The sequence below is a fragment of the Blastomonas sp. CCH1-A6 genome (assembly GCF_001556365.1).
Lineage (GTDB): Bacteria > Pseudomonadota > Alphaproteobacteria > Sphingomonadales > Sphingomonadaceae > Blastomonas > Blastomonas ursincola.
This window is the reverse complement of sequence record NZ_LSIS01000181.1, coordinates 26,881-40,162: the sequence shown is the minus strand read 5'-3', so window position 1 is coordinate 40,162 and position 13,282 is coordinate 26,881. Positions and strand designations below refer to the sequence as shown.

The 13,282-nt window shown below is 63.8% G+C and carries 14 protein-coding genes; 5 read left to right on the top strand and 9 right to left on the bottom strand.

The genetic code is table 11. The features are described from left to right. Positions 1-456, top strand: a 456-nt coding sequence (locus tag AX735_RS07890) for a molybdenum cofactor synthesis domain-containing protein (RefSeq protein ID WP_066278272.1), incomplete at its 5' end; no start/stop codon positions are given. Between the two features lie 144 nt (positions 457-600). After that, positions 601-1,683 carry a PA0069 family radical SAM protein gene (locus tag AX735_RS07885; protein ID WP_066278287.1) on the top strand — a complete coding sequence of 361 codons (1,083 nt, stop codon included), beginning with the start codon at positions 601-603 and terminating at the stop codon, positions 1,681-1,683. A gap of 9 nt (positions 1,684-1,692) precedes the next feature. On the opposite strand, the gene AX735_RS07880 is transcribed toward AX735_RS07885, so the two are convergent. The 8 genes from AX735_RS07880 to AX735_RS07845 all read right to left on the bottom strand — a co-directional run bounded on the left by AX735_RS07880 (position 1,693) and on the right by AX735_RS07845 (position 8,818). After that, positions 1,693-2,259: a hypothetical protein gene (locus AX735_RS07880; protein ID WP_137775361.1), complete on the bottom strand. Its 567-nt coding sequence runs from the start codon at positions 2,257-2,259 to the stop codon at positions 1,693-1,695. Between the two features lie 160 nt (positions 2,260-2,419). After that, entirely contained in the window at positions 2,420-3,199 is a 780-nt protein-coding gene (locus AX735_RS07875; protein ID WP_066278269.1) for a polyphosphate kinase 2 family protein, read from the bottom strand. Next, on the bottom strand, positions 3,196-4,161 hold the full coding sequence (locus tag AX735_RS07870; RefSeq protein WP_137775360.1) for a tetratricopeptide repeat protein: 966 nt from the start codon (positions 4,159-4,161) through the stop codon (positions 3,196-3,198). The genes AX735_RS07875 and AX735_RS07870 overlap by 4 nt, the downstream gene beginning before the upstream one ends. Before the next feature lie 115 nt (positions 4,162-4,276). Beyond that, positions 4,277-4,648 carry a type II toxin-antitoxin system VapC family toxin gene (locus AX735_RS07865; protein ID WP_202189531.1) on the bottom strand — a complete coding sequence of 124 codons (372 nt, stop codon included), beginning with the start codon at positions 4,646-4,648 and terminating at the stop codon, positions 4,277-4,279. A 26-nt stretch (positions 4,649-4,674) separates the two neighbouring features. After that, positions 4,675-5,016: a hypothetical protein gene (locus AX735_RS07860; RefSeq protein ID WP_066278255.1), complete on the bottom strand. Its 342-nt coding sequence runs from the start codon at positions 5,014-5,016 to the stop codon at positions 4,675-4,677. Positions 5,017-5,064: 48 nt separating this feature from the next. Beyond that, a complete protein-coding gene (gene aspS / locus AX735_RS07855) occupies positions 5,065-6,846 on the bottom strand; it encodes an aspartate--tRNA ligase (RefSeq protein ID WP_066278248.1) in 1,782 nt (593 codons plus the stop codon). 131 nt (positions 6,847-6,977) lie between these two features. Beyond that, positions 6,978-8,489, bottom strand: coding sequence for an FAD-binding protein (locus AX735_RS07850; RefSeq protein WP_066278246.1), 1,512 nt, complete (start codon positions 8,487-8,489; stop codon positions 6,978-6,980). After that, positions 8,489-8,818 carry a hypothetical protein gene (locus AX735_RS07845; protein ID WP_066278243.1) on the bottom strand — a complete coding sequence of 110 codons (330 nt, stop codon included), beginning with the start codon at positions 8,816-8,818 and terminating at the stop codon, positions 8,489-8,491. Before AX735_RS07845 ends, AX735_RS07850 begins: the two co-directional genes overlap by 1 nt. 152 nt (positions 8,819-8,970) lie before the next feature. Here AX735_RS07845 and rnd point away from each other — a divergent pair, with 152 nt between their 5' ends. Then, the gene (rnd, locus tag AX735_RS07840; protein WP_066278240.1) at positions 8,971-10,191 is read left to right on the top strand and encodes a ribonuclease D; all 1,221 of its coding nucleotides are present in this window, start codon (positions 8,971-8,973) and stop codon (positions 10,189-10,191) included. Next, positions 10,188-11,108: a hydrogen peroxide-inducible genes activator gene (locus AX735_RS07835; protein WP_066278236.1), complete on the top strand. Its 921-nt coding sequence runs from the start codon at positions 10,188-10,190 to the stop codon at positions 11,106-11,108. Before rnd ends, AX735_RS07835 begins: the two co-directional genes overlap by 4 nt. 127 nt (positions 11,109-11,235) lie before the next feature. On the opposite strand, the gene pgsA is transcribed toward AX735_RS07835, so the two are convergent. Then, a complete protein-coding gene (pgsA, locus tag AX735_RS07830; protein ID WP_066278231.1) occupies positions 11,236-11,787 on the bottom strand; it encodes a CDP-diacylglycerol--glycerol-3-phosphate 3-phosphatidyltransferase in 552 nt (183 codons plus the stop codon). A gap of 164 nt (positions 11,788-11,951) precedes the next feature. On the opposite strand from pgsA, the gene AX735_RS07825 reads away from it, so the two are divergent. Next, positions 11,952-13,277: an MFS transporter gene (locus AX735_RS07825; protein WP_066278228.1), complete on the top strand. Its 1,326-nt coding sequence runs from the start codon at positions 11,952-11,954 to the stop codon at positions 13,275-13,277. The last annotated feature ends 5 nt before the right edge of the window (positions 13,278-13,282 follow it).

Here is a 13,282-nt window from a genome sequence, read left to right as displayed (position 1 = left end):
GCTGCCGACGACACATCGGGCGATATCCTGGCCGGGCTGATCACCGGCAAGGGCCATAGGCTGATCACGCGCGCGATCGAGAAGGACGATGTCGAAAGGCTGGTCGTGCGGCTCAACAACTGGATCGACGATCCCGAAATCGACGCGATCATCTCGACCGGCGGCACGGGCCTCACCGGACGCGACATCACCCCTGAGGCGCTCGACCGGGTGAAGGACAAGGACATTCCGGGCTTTGGCGAGCTGTTCCGCTGGCTCAGCTATCAGACCATCGGCACCAGCACCGTGCAATCGCGCGCCTGCGCGGTGCTCGCGCGCGGCACCTATATTTTCGCGCTGCCCGGATCGAACGGCGCGGTGAAGGATGGCTGGAACGGCATTCTCAACGAACAGCTCGACAGCCGCAACCGGCCCTGCAATTTCATCGAGCTGATGCCAAGGCTGCGCGAGAAATAGGCGTTTCGATCCATCGCCGCCGTCGTCACCCCCGCGAAAGCGTGGGTCCGGCTTGGTTCCTCCGAGCATGGAAGCGGGATTCCCGCGTTCGCGGGAATGACCAAAGCGGTGGCATTTGTTCCTGAATTGTTCTATTCTCGGCGCATGTCCGCCCACCTGCCCCCGATCAAAGGCCGAGGCGCACCGCTGAACCGCGAGTCGGCGCGCTTCAATCTGCCGGTGCGCGAGGCCGATGGCGACTGGCTCGACCAGCGCGCCGCGATCGACGACAGCCCTGCCCCGCTGCGCACCACGGTGACGATCGAACACCCGCGCTCGATCATCTCACGCAACAGCTCCCCCGACCTGCCGTTCGACCAGTCGATCAACGCCTATCGCGGCTGCGAGCATGGCTGCATCTATTGCTATGCACGGCCCACCCATGCCTGGCTCGACCTGTCGCCCGGGCTGGATTTCGAAAGCCGGTTGTTCGCCAAGCCCGACGCAGCCAGGCTGCTACGCGCGACGCTGCGCAAGCCCGGTTATGTGCCCAAGGTGATCGCGCTCGGCACCAATACCGACCCGTATCAACCGATCGAGGCGGATTATCGTATCACCCGGTCGATCCTCGAGGTCTGCCTCGAGGCGCGCCATCCCGTCTCGATCACCACCAAGTCCGACCGCGTGCTGGGCGATATCGACCTGCTTGCCGAGATGGCCAGGTACGATCTGGTCGCCATCGCGCTCTCGGTCACCACGCTCGACAGCGCGATGGCCCGCACGCTCGAGCCGCGCGCGGCCGCCCCGCGCAAGCGGCTTGCCGCGATCCGGGCGCTGAGCAAAGCGGGCGTGCCGACGCATATCAACGTATCGCCTGTCATCCCGGCGATCACCGATCACGAGATCGAGGCGCTGGTCGCCGCCGGGGCCGAGGCCGGCGCGCTCTCGGCCTCCTATATCCCGGTCCGATTGCCACACGAGGTCGCGCCGCTGTTCCGCGCCTGGCTCGACGCGCATTTCCCCGATCGCGCGAGCAAGGTCATGGCGATCATCCAGCAGATGCGCGACGGTCGCGACAACGACCCCGATTTCGGCTCGCGCATGCGCGGCAAGGGCCCATGGGCCGACCTGATCCGCACCCGCTTCCGCCTCGCGGTGAAACGCGCCGAGCTGAACCAGCACAAATGGGTGCTGGACACCTCGCACTTCCGCGCCCCGGCAGACGGGACGCAGGGCGAGCTGTTCTAAAGCGAGATCTTATTGGCCAGCGGGTGTGATCTTCAGGTCGGTATAAAGAAACTCGCCCGTCGAGCAGATGATTCTGATTGCCGACAACGGTTGACCGATGATCATGCTGGTTTGGTCGCCCCCCACCGACATCGCAATCGCATTGCCATCATAGCGCATCGTGAAGGCCAGTTCCTGCATAGCCGGCTGGAGGCCGAAAGGTTCGGACTCGGTTCGCGACCCGGCTTTGTGTTCCTCCCATTGCAAGAACTGCACAGCACCCTTGCCAGCCCGCTTGTCGACCATCTTGGCGGGCAAGGCCTGCAGCATGAACCCTGCGCCAGCGGTCGGTGAATCGCTTGCATCCGCCAGACGGCTGACGGCGGTGAGGCGGGTCAATGGCGCCCATTTTCCAACTTCGGCCAAGGTGCGTACTTGTACCTTGCCCTGAATGTTGAAACCGCCTGACGGGACAGGCAGCACCAGCGACGAAAAATGGCCGGACGCAGTATCGCAATCATAGATGATGCCCTGATCGGCGGTCTGAGATGCGGTATTGCCCAGCAAGACGAGCAGCAAGGGAGCTAATTTCTTCATGGGCCACACAATTCGACAGAAGGCATTTGTTTGCAACCCAATATCATCGCCAAATTGGTTCCAATGACCCAGCATCTGTAGCTGTCGAAATTCGATCCTTTTCGCTTCAGACGTCCGCCTGTCTAATGCGCGAATAGGCTGTTCGAGTCATAGGCAGTGCTTACCCCTTGTAGCCAAACGCCTCCTTCGCCAGTGCCACCAACTCGGGATCGGCATCAGGCAGCGATTTGGGCACGCTGGCCTCGAGCCGCTCTGCAATATGCGTCAGCACCGCAATGCGCGCGGCCTTCTTGCTGTTGCCGTCGAACACCTTCCACGGTGCCCAGCGGGTGTCGGTCTGGCGGAACATGTCGTGCATCGCGTCGAGATAATCCGCGCGTTTTGCGCGATTACGGAAATCGTCGTGCGTCACCTTCCAGCGCTTCTCGGGGACGGACAGCCGGTCGGCGAGGCGCTTGTCCTGCGTTGCCTGCGTCACGTGCAGGAATATCTTGATGATCGCGGTGCCGCCATCGACCTGCTGCGCCTCGAATTCGTTGATCTCATCATAGCCGCGCTTCCATTCGCGCTCGCTCGCGAACTGCTCGACCCGTTCGACCAGCACGCGCCCGTACCAGGAGCGATCGAAGACCGATATCTCGCGGCTGCCCGGCAGCTTCTGCCAGAAGCGCCAGAGGAAATGCCGGTCCTTTTCATATGCCGTCGGCGCGCTGATCGGCCAGACCTGGAAGTAGCGCGGGTCCCATTCCGCCGTCATCCGCTTGATGATGCCGCCCTTTCCCGCCGCGTCCCAGCCCTCCATGACGATGATCGCGCGGTGGCCATGGACGATGTGCCGGGCATGCGCATGCGACAGCCGTTCCTGCAGGTCCTTCAAAGCGGCATCGTAGTCGCCATCAAAGCCGGCGCCCTTCTCATAGTCGGATAGCTTGATGGTCATGAGCCCGTTCCCCCCAGTCGCGCCTCGCGGGCGTTGTAATCGGCTTCTGCAGCCTGCCGGGCGGCAATCCGGTCAAACGCCGCGCGGATCGCCGGTTCGCGCGGCAGCAGCGTCTGCGCCTGGCGATAGCGCGTCATGGCCTCATCAAGCTCGCCGCGCTGCTCGGCGCACAGTGCGAGGTTGAAGACGACCGAACTCTGTCCCGGCGCCTCGGTATCGAGCGACTGCCAGATCGAGCAGGCCTGGCCGGGGTCCCGGAAGGTTGCCTTGAGCGCATCCTTGAACCGGTTCGACTGGTCCTTGTCGAGCCCCTTGCGGCCTTCCAGCACGCGGATGGCGTCGCTGCGGAACACCGGGGCGATGTCATCGCGCACCTCATCCGCGACCTGCTCCACCAGCATCGACACCGTATCGGGCAGGCTGCGATTGGCCTGGCGGTCAGGGCAGGTCACCACCTGGTCGCTCTTGAATATCTGGCGCTGATAGACGATCGCGCCATCGTCGATCCGCGCCATGCGCAGCGACGGGTTGAGCGAGACGATCCGACGATTGCAGCGGATCTTCACCTGCTCCTCGCGGATGCACTTGTCGTTACCGTCGCGCTCGACGCATTCCTTGCGATTTTCCTCGACCGGCTGGTTCTGCACCTGCGCGGTGGCGATACCGGAAAGCACCGCGTCGGCCGGCGCCGAGGATCGTTCGGCGACCACCTTGAAATAGGGCTGACCATAGACGATGACCTCGTTCAGCACGCCCTCCAGAGCGAACGACAGTTCCGCGCCATCGCGTCCGCCAAAGCGCTCGACCACCAGCGAGCCGACCTGCGCGGCGTCCCGGTCGCGCGCGGGATAGAGCGCGTCGACCGTCAGCGTCTCGGCATGACCGACGCCTGACCATGCCAGCCCGGCCATGACCATCGCCAGGCGCAGCTTGCGCGCCCGTGATCCAAACTTAGTCCCCATGCCTTTCGCCCCAGATAGCTGCACCGCCATGGCAGCGCGATTCCGTTGAAATGTAACACAATCCTTGCCCAAGTCATGCGGCAAAGCTGTGCCAGAGGTCACTGCAATGACGGGATCAGGCGGGCAGACAAGGCACGCCATAGGCAGGAAGTTGCGCATCGTCGGTGATGACAACGCATCGCTCCGCCAGGGCTTGGGCGATGATCAGGTGATCGAACGGGTCGCGATGGATTAGCGGCATCGCCTCCAGCACGCGGAGATGCTCAGGCTTGAGATCGAGCACCACGAAACCCTGCCCATCCAGCGCGGCCATGACGTCTGCTCCGCTCTCCTGCATCTTGCCGATGCGGTGCTTGACCGAAATCTCCCAGGGCGAGGCCAGGCTTACCATCAACTCGTGATCGGGGTCGGCGATCAGCGCGCGCGCTTTCTGGCCCAGCCGGGGATTGTCCTGCAACCACCACAGCAGAGTATGGGTATCGAGCATCAGCCGCATCGCTCAGTCCAGATCGATCAGCCGATGGGCCAGGGCTTGTCGCTGTCCTTGCCCTCCATGGCGTCAATCAGCCATTGCGGGGTCTCGTTGAAATCTTCCGCCATATGGATCTTGCCCCGCAGAGCGCCCGGCTGCCGGGGCTTTTTCAGCGGCACGAAATCATCGGCAGGGGGAACGGCGGCATAGGGCATCGGCATTTCACGCGCTCCGGCTGAGGGCGCGGATGCGGGGACATTGCCCGCTGCAATGCCCTGCAGATACGCCTTGACCATGGCCGACAGCGACGTGCCGAGCTCGGCCGCACGAATGCGGGCGAGCCGGTGCGTTTCGTCATCAAGCGCGATGGTCACGTTTTTCATGACTACCGCAGTATCACAGTTTCACAGTTTTTTGCAATCAGCCCGGCTTCAGCTCTTCTGGGGCTCGACCACGCGGATGTTCAGTTCGCGCAGCTGCTTGAGGCTGACCGGCGACGGCGCGCCCATCATCAGGTCCTCGGCCTTCTGGTTCATCGGGAACAGCACGACCTCGCGGATGTTCGGCTCGTCGGCGAGCAGCATGACCATGCGGTCGACGCCGGGCGCCGATCCACCGTGCGGCGGCGCGCCGTACTTGAAAGCGTTGAGCATGCCCGAGAAGTTCTTCTCGACATCCTCCTTGCTGTACCCGGCAATCTCGAACGCCTTGTACATGATGTCAGGGCGATGGTTCCGGATCGCGCCCGAGGACAGCTCGACGCCGTTGCAGACGATGTCATACTGCCAGGCGAGAATGTCGAGCGGGTCCATCGTTTCCAGCGCTTCCATCTCGCCCTGCGGCATCGAGAAGGGGTTGTGGCTGAAATCGATCTTCTTGGCGTCCTCGTCATATTCGAACATCGGGAAGTCGACGATCCAGCAGAACTTGTACACGCCCTGCTCGATCAGTCCGAGCTGTTCGCCGACGCGGGTGCGCGCGGCGCCGGCCAGCTTGGCGGCCTGAAGTTCCTTGCCCGCGGCGAAGAAGACGCCATCATTCGGGCCGAGGCCGAGTTCGGCAATCAGCTTGGCCGTGCCTTCCTCACCATGGTTCTTGGCAATCGGGCCGCCGGGCACGCCATCCTTGATGTTGATATAGCCCAGGCCCGCATGCCCTTCGCTGCGCGCCCAGTCGTTCATGTCGTCGAAGAACTTGCGGCTCATCGCGCCGGCACCCGGAGCCGGGATCGCGCGAACCTTGCCGCCACTGCCGACAATCTTGTCGAACAGGCCGAAGCCCGACCCGACGAAATGCTCGGTCACGTCGCTGATCACCAGCGGGTTGCGCAGGTCGGGCTTGTCCGAGCCGTATTTCAGCATGGCCTCGCGATAGGGAATGCGCGGGAAGGTGCCAGCGGGTGTGACATGCTGGCCGCCCGAGAATTCCTCGAACACGCCGGCGAGCACCGGCTCGAGCGCCGCGAACACATCGTCCTGCGTCACGAAGCTCATTTCAAGATCAAGCTGGTAAAACTCGCCCGGGCTGCGGTCGGCGCGCGCGTCCTCGTCGCGGAAGCACGGCGCGATCTGGAAATAGCGGTCGAAGCCCGCCACCATCAGCAGCTGCTTGAACATCTGCGGTGCCTGGGGCAGCGCATAGAACTTGCCGGGATGCACGCGGCTGGGGACCAGATAGTCACGCGCGCCTTCGGGCGAGGATGCGGTCAGGATCGGCGTCTGGAATTCGGTAAAGCCCTGTTCGACCATCCGGCGGCGCAGCGACGCGATCACTTGCGAACGAAGCATGATATTGCGGTGCAGCCGCTCGCGACGCAGATCGAGGAAGCGGTACCGCAGCCGGATATCCTCGGGATATTCCTGCTCGCCCGCGACCGGCATCGGCAGCTCTTCGGCGGCGGACTGGATCACGACCTCGGCCGCGCGGACCTCGATCTCGCCGGTCGGCAGATTTGCGTTCACCGTCTCGGGCGAGCGCGCAATCACCGTGCCGGTCACCGTAACGACGCTCTCGACGCGCAGCCGCTCGAGCGCGGCAAAGGCCGGGCTCTCACTGTCGGTGACGATCTGGGTTAGGCCGTAATGGTCGCGCAGGTCGATGAACAGCAGGTTGCCATGGTCGCGCTTGCGATGGATCCAGCCCGACAGGCGGACCTGCTGGCCAACATCGGAAGCGCGAAGCGCGGTGCAGCTATGAGTGCGATATGCGTGCATGAGAACCATGGATCCTGATCGAAAATGGGCGATGATGAGCCTGCCCGATAGCAAGGCCAGCCGATAGCGCGGCTAACACCGCGCCGATGCGCTTTTGTCAAGCTTTCAGCGCGATCGCGCCCCGAACCGGATCAGTCGATCAGACCCAAATGCACCAACGGGTCGGAGCGGAACACCGCTATATCTGCCGAATCGGGCATCAGGCGGCGCTGCGCGACGCGGAAGCGGCGATAGTCGTCGCCATAATCGCGGGCCACGCGCACGGCATCGAGATCGTTGGTCTTGCCCCAGTGACGAGTGAAGCGGATGCCCAGAGCATCGAGCTTCGCCACCACCGCGCGATAGCTGCGATGGCTGACGTCGCTGCGCGGGCCATCGAAATCGATCACGACATTGCTGTCGAACCGCGCCGGGGCGAGCAGACCGGCAGCGCGCTGCATGAAGCGCAGCGTCACCACCGTCCCGCCCCCGCCGCTCAGGAACGCCTCGATCAACGGATCGAAGGCGCGTTCCAGATCGGACCGCGGCATCGTCACCGAACCGTTGAACAGATTGGCGATCGGATTGTGCGGCTCGGTGGTGTGTCCCCAGGTGGCGATCGCCTCGGGATCATGAATGTCGCGCTGCACCGCATAGCCCGCACGCATCGCCAGCTGCAGGATGTCGGCACGGAGCAGATCGATGCCCGCCATCGCCTTGCCGATCAGGGTAAGCGCATCATAGCCCGCGCCGGTCAGCGGACGCGGGGGCGGCGGGATAGCGGGGTCGAAATCGCGCAGATAGAGCATGCGTAGCAGCGCATCCTTTTCGAACGGGGCGAACGGGTTGAGGATCACCTGCAGGAAATGCGGCTCCTCGTTCAACCCGAACGCGCGGGAGAAGCCGCGAAAGTCGCCCTCGGCGAGGCGCGAGATATCCTCCCTCTCGATGCGCGCGCGCTTCTGGATGTTGCGCACCATGTAGATGGGCACGCATTCGATCACCATCGCGGTGATGAAGCCCATCGCGCCGACGGCGACCTGGCAGGCCGCAAAGACATCATCATCGCGAAAGATCGTGCTCCCGGTCGCCGCAACGAATTCCGGCGACATGACGGGCCTGTGCGGCTCCACCCAGAATATTCCCGAAGGCGTCACCACCTGCACCGCACGGATATGATCCTGAATGCCGCCTGCATCCAGAACGCTGCCATGCGTGCCCGTGGCGCAGGCTCCTGCCCAGGTCTGGCCATTGCTCGCACCACCGGTCCGCAGGCTGAGACCCAGTTCCTCGGCGCAGTCATTGACCTCGTCGACGGTGGCCCCCGCCTGCACCAGCATCAATCGTGACGGATCGGTCCCCCGAACGACATCCTGCGCGGTGAGGCCGAAGCAACGGTTGATCCGCCGCGTCTCGACCAGCCAGCCTCCCTGCACGATCGCGATCGGCGATGGCGACCAGCCTGCACCCAGCGGGCGCAGGCTCGCCCCGCTTCGGCTCGCCTCCTGCAACAAGGCCAGCACGTCAGTGGCCACGTCGTGCAGGACGTCGCGCCCGCCCTCCCGCTCGCTGTTCAGCAGCTCGATCAGATCGCCGAGCTCTGCCGATTCTGTGCCGTGATAGTTGACCCAGTGACGAGGGCCATGGCGCAAGGGACGGGGCATCAGGTTCCACCGACCGGGCTGTTGCCCGAATGCAGGCGGTAATCGATGTTCACCCGACGCACGAAACCCAGCGTGATCAGCGACAGCAGAATCTGCCCCAGGCTCATCGAAAAGCGCATATCGTTGATCCCGTGCCCGACCGGATCGGAGATACAGGCGCTTCGCCCGGCCCGCGTTGCAAAGCCCCAGGCCAATATTGTCAGCACCTCGCGATCGCCACCTACGGGCCGAGAGTTTTCCAGCACGAGAAACGCGTCACCGCCCTGAGCCAGCAACTGGCCCAATAATGCCAATGCCAGAACAACGATGATCAGCTGATACACCCACATGCTTGCCCCCGGCATCCGCGAATACGGTGCGTTACATAGACGGAGAGCCCATGATTCTCAAAGATACCAATTTGTTATTCTCATCCAATACGGATTGATTGTGGACTTGCGCGATGGTTTGCGGCGGCAGGCGCAGGCTGTATAGGTTGCCCATGAAAATCCATCCGCTGATTACCGACACCGATTCCCTCGCGCAGCTGTGCGATCGCCTCGCCCAATCCGATTTCGTCGCGGTCGACACCGAATTCATGCGCGAAAACACCTATTGGCCGGAACTGTGCCTGGTACAGATCGGCAATCTGGAAGAGGCAGCGGCAATCGATCCCAAGGCGCCCGGGATCGACCTTGGCCCCCTTCTCGACCTGCTCACCGAAAATCACGATGTGCTGAAGGTGTTTCATGCAGGGCCGCAGGATATCGAGATCATCTTCAACCTCACCGGTAAGACCCCGTCCCCGCTGTTCGACACGCAGATCGCGGCCATGGCGCTGGGTCAGGCCGAGCAGATTGGGTACGCCAACCTGGTCGAAAGCTGGCTGGGGCTGACCGTCGACAAGGGCGCGCGCTTTACCGACTGGTCGCGCCGCCCGCTCGAGGCGCGGCAGATCGACTATGCGATCGGCGATGTCACGCATCTGGCGAAGATCTTCCCCAAAATGCTCGACAAGCTCCGCCGCACCGGACGCGGCGCGTGGCTCGATATCGAGATGGAGAAGCTGGGCGACCCGCGCCAGTACAAGCCCGATCCCGACACCCTTTGGCAGCGCATCCGTCCGCCGGGCCGCAGCGCGCAGATTCTGGGCCGCATGCGCGCGCTCGCCTGGTGGCGCGAGACCGAAGCGCAGGACAAGAATCTGCCGCGCGGCCGCATCATGAAGGACGAGACGCTCGCCGATATCGCCGCGCATCCGCCCTCGACCCAGGCCGAACTCGGCAAGGTCCGCGGGCTGTCCGGCGCCTGGCGAGAGAATGACATTGGCGCGCGGATGATGGACGCGCTGTTCGCGGCGCGCCCGCTGACCGCTGCCGAAATGCCGCCGAAGAGCCCGCGTGGCCCCGCGCTGGGAAAGGAAGGCGCGCTCGTCGCTGACCTGCTCAAGCTGCTGCTCAAGATCCGCTCGCGCGAGATCGACGTGGCCGCTCGGCTGCTGGCGCGCAGCGACGATCTGGAGGCCCTGGCGGCAGGCGTGCGCAAGGGACTGCCGATCCTGGAAGGCTGGCGGTTCGAGCAGTTCGGGCGCGATGCGCTGGCGCTGGTCGAAGGGCGCATGGCCTTCGCGATCGCCGATGGCCGGATCAAGATGACCCGCACCGAACTCGCCGTCGAGCCCGAAGAGGTGGTGGTGACCGCCGCGCTCGCGGAGCAGCCATGACCTCGTACCTTCCCACGCTCAAGCAGCTGCAATATCTCGTTGCGCTCGAGGAGCATGGGCATTTCGGCAAGGCAGCAGACGCCTGTTTCGTGACGCAGTCGACGCTGTCGGCGGGCCTGCGCGAGCTGGAGACTCTGCTCGGCGTGGTGCTGGTCGAACGCACGCGGCGCGTGGTGCGCTTCACCCCGCTCGGCAACAAGGTGGTCGCCAAGGCACACCGCATCCTGCGCGAGGCCGAGGAGCTTGCCGATCTCGTCCGCTCTTCGGGCAAGCCGCTGTCGGGCGACCTCAGGATGAGCGTGATCCCCACCATCGCGCCGTTCCTGCTGCCACGGCTGCTGCCCGGTCTGCGCCGCGAGCAGCCCGAGCTCAAGCTGTTCCTGCGCGAGGAGGTCAGCGGCGCAGCGGTCGAATCGCTGCACCACGGCCAGGTCGATTGCGTGCTGCTGGCGCTGCCCTTTCCGGCGGGCGATGTGGAGCATGAAATCCTGTTCAGCGATGCTCTTTATGTCGCCTTTCCCAAGGACGATCCGCGCGACCCGCCGGAAAAGGTCGCGCCCGAACTGATCGACGAATCGCGGCTGCTGCTGCTCGAGGACGGCCATTGCCTCAAGGACCATGCGCTCGCCGCCTGCAACCGGCCCGAATTGCGTGCGAGCGCGATGATGTTCGGCACCTCGCTGCACACGCTGGTGCAGATGGTCGACAACCGGCTGGGCCTGACCCTGCTCCCGCAGATCGCGATCGATGCGGGCATATTGAACAACACCGATGTCGTGGCGCGCCCGCTGCTCGCGGACCATGCCTCGCGCGACATCGCGATCATCTGGCGTCGCAACAGCCCCCGCGCCGAGGAATTCCGCATGCTCGCCGACATCCTGCGGCGCGGCCATGCCGAGGGGAAATGCGCGGGTTGAGTTTCAGTTGAGCGGCGTTTTCTGCCGTCACCCCCGCGAAGGCGGGGGTCCCGCTTCAGATAAATGGCTCGCCAAAAAGCGGGATTCCCGCTTGCGCGGGAATGACGAAAAACCAGTCGTGACCCGGTCAATCCATGTGCTTGATACCGACGCGCAGATAGTCCCAGCCGGTGACCAGCGTCAGGAGCGCTGCGGTCCATAGCGCGGCCAGGCCCAGTTGCTGCATCCATGGCTGGTCGGGAAAGCCGCCCGAGAAGATCAGCGTGCCGAGCGCGAGCAGCTGCAGCGTCGTCTTCCACTTGGCGAGCTGCGACACCGGCACCGAAACCTGCAATCCGGCGAGAAATTCGCGCAGGCCCGAAACGGTGATCTCGCGCAGCAGGATGATCAGCGCAGCGATGACGTGCAGCCCGTGGATGTTGCCATTGGCGCAGAGAATCAGGATCACCGCCGCGACCATGATCTTGTCCGCAATCGGATCGAGGAAGATGCCGAGCCTGGAGACCGCGCCCTGGGCGCGTGCCAGATAGCCGTCGAAATAGTCGGTAATGCCCATCAGGCAATAGACGACAAAGCCCATGAGATAGCCGGTCGCCCATTCGGGCCACCATAGCAGGGCGGCCAGCAAGGGCACGGTGACGATCCGCGAGAGCGTGAGGATGTTGGGCACGGTGAGCATAGGCTGTGCGCCTCATAACCGGATTATCCGACAATGGAAATGGCTTGACCGTCTGCCCCATGAACCCGATACGGCGGCCAAGGCTTTTCGTATCGCCGCTCGCCCGCACCGGGCAGGCCGGATGGCGGAGGGCCTTGCGGGCAAACCACCGAGGAACACTCAGCATGGCTTCAGCTGGCGCGCTTTTGAACAAGAGGCGCTTTCTCCCCCTGTTCGTGACCCAGCTGCTCGGCGCGTTCAACGACAATCTCTACAAGAACGCCATGGTTCTGTTCGTCGTGTACAGCGTGTACAACGACGAGACGGCGGAAACCTGGTTCAGCGCGATTGCGACCGCGATCTTCATCCTGCCGTTCTTCCTGCTGTCCGCGCTGGCCGGACAGCTTGCCGATACGCGCGACAAGGCGGTGATCATCCGCATCGTCAAGTTCTGCGAGATCATCATCATGCTGGTCGGCGGAACCGGGCTATACATGGCCTGGGCGGGCACCGCGGTGCACACGGTCGCCATACCGCTGATGATGCTGGCGCTGTTCGCCATGGGCATTCATTCGACCTTTTTCGGGCCGATCAAATACGCCATTCTGCCGCAGCACCTGAACGATGAAGAGGTGCTCGGCGGCACCGGGCTGGTCGAGGCAGGAACCTATATCGCCATCCTGCTCGGCACCATCCTGGCGGGATGGATTCCGGTCGAGGTAGCGGGCGTCGCGGTCGTTCTTACCGCGATCATCGGCTATTTCACTGGACGCCAGGTGCCGCCGGCCCCGCCGATGACCGAAGCGACCAAGCTCGATTTCAACTTCATCCGCGCTTCGATCGCGCTGATCAAGGCGACCACCCGGGTGCGTCGCGTATTCCTGGCAATCATCGCGATCAGCTTCTTCTGGACGATCGGCGCGGTGCTGTTCATCCAGTTCCCGCCGCTCGCCAAGAACGTGCTGACCGCCAGCAAGGAGGTCGCGAGCCTGTTTCTCGTGGTATTCTCGATCGGCGTCGCGATCGGATCGGTCGCGATCAACGCATTGCTCAAGGGCACCGTGTCGGCACGTTATTCGCCGGTATCGGTGATCGTCATGGGTCTGTTCGTCGTCGCGTTCTTCTTCGTCTGCCGTCAATGGGTGCCCGACGAGCCCGGATCGCTGTTCAGCGTGGGCGAGTTCGTCACCCATCCGATGGCGATCCCCTTGCTGCTCTCGCTGCTTGGCATTGCGGTCGCCGGCGGCATGTTCGTGGTGCCGCTCTATGCCTTTCTTACCACCACCGTGCACAAGAGCGAGGCGGCGCGCACGATTGCGGCGAACAATATCGTCAATTCCGGCGCGATGGTGATCGGCTCGCTGATCGCGATCGGCCTCAGCGTCGCCGGGCTCGACGTGATCTACCAGCTGCTGCTGAGTGCCGCGATGTGCGTGATTGCGGCCTGGCTCGGCCAGTTGCTCCACACGGCCAGTCTCGAGCCGCACGGCGAGCACGAGATGGACGTCTGAGCCGG

What these genes read in the sequence shown, in the direction of transcription:
- AX735_RS07875 (WP_066278269.1), bottom strand. Translation starts at nt 3,199, where the DNA reads ATGACCATCAAGCTATCCGACTATGAGAAGGGCGCCGGCTTTGATGGC.
- AX735_RS07835 (WP_066278236.1), top strand. Translation starts at nt 10,188, where the DNA reads ATGACCTCGTACCTTCCCACGCTCAAGCAGCTGCAATATCTCGTTGCG.
- AX735_RS07860 (WP_066278255.1), bottom strand. Translation starts at nt 5,016, where the DNA reads ATGAAAAACGTGACCATCGCGCTTGATGACGAAACGCACCGGCTCGCC.
- AX735_RS07880 (WP_137775361.1), bottom strand. Translation starts at nt 2,259, where the DNA reads ATGAAGAAATTAGCTCCCTTGCTGCTCGTCTTGCTGGGCAATACCGCA.
- AX735_RS07850 (WP_066278246.1), bottom strand. Translation starts at nt 8,489, where the DNA reads ATGCCCCGTCCCTTGCGCCATGGCCCTCGTCACTGGGTCAACTATCAC.
- AX735_RS07845 (WP_066278243.1), bottom strand. Translation starts at nt 8,818, where the DNA reads ATGTGGGTGTATCAGCTGATCATCGTTGTTCTGGCATTGGCATTATTG.
- aspS (WP_066278248.1), bottom strand. Translation starts at nt 6,846, where the DNA reads ATGCACGCATATCGCACTCATAGCTGCACCGCGCTTCGCGCTTCCGAT.
- AX735_RS07865 (WP_202189531.1), bottom strand. Translation starts at nt 4,648, where the DNA reads ATGCTCGATACCCATACTCTGCTGTGGTGGTTGCAGGACAATCCCCGG.
- AX735_RS07885 (WP_066278287.1), top strand. Translation starts at nt 601, where the DNA reads ATGTCCGCCCACCTGCCCCCGATCAAAGGCCGAGGCGCACCGCTGAAC.
- rnd (WP_066278240.1), top strand. Translation starts at nt 8,971, where the DNA reads ATGAAAATCCATCCGCTGATTACCGACACCGATTCCCTCGCGCAGCTG.
- AX735_RS07825 (WP_066278228.1), top strand. Translation starts at nt 11,952, where the DNA reads ATGGCTTCAGCTGGCGCGCTTTTGAACAAGAGGCGCTTTCTCCCCCTG.
- AX735_RS07870 (WP_137775360.1), bottom strand. Translation starts at nt 4,161, where the DNA reads ATGGGGACTAAGTTTGGATCACGGGCGCGCAAGCTGCGCCTGGCGATG.
- pgsA (WP_066278231.1), bottom strand. Translation starts at nt 11,787, where the DNA reads ATGCTCACCGTGCCCAACATCCTCACGCTCTCGCGGATCGTCACCGTG.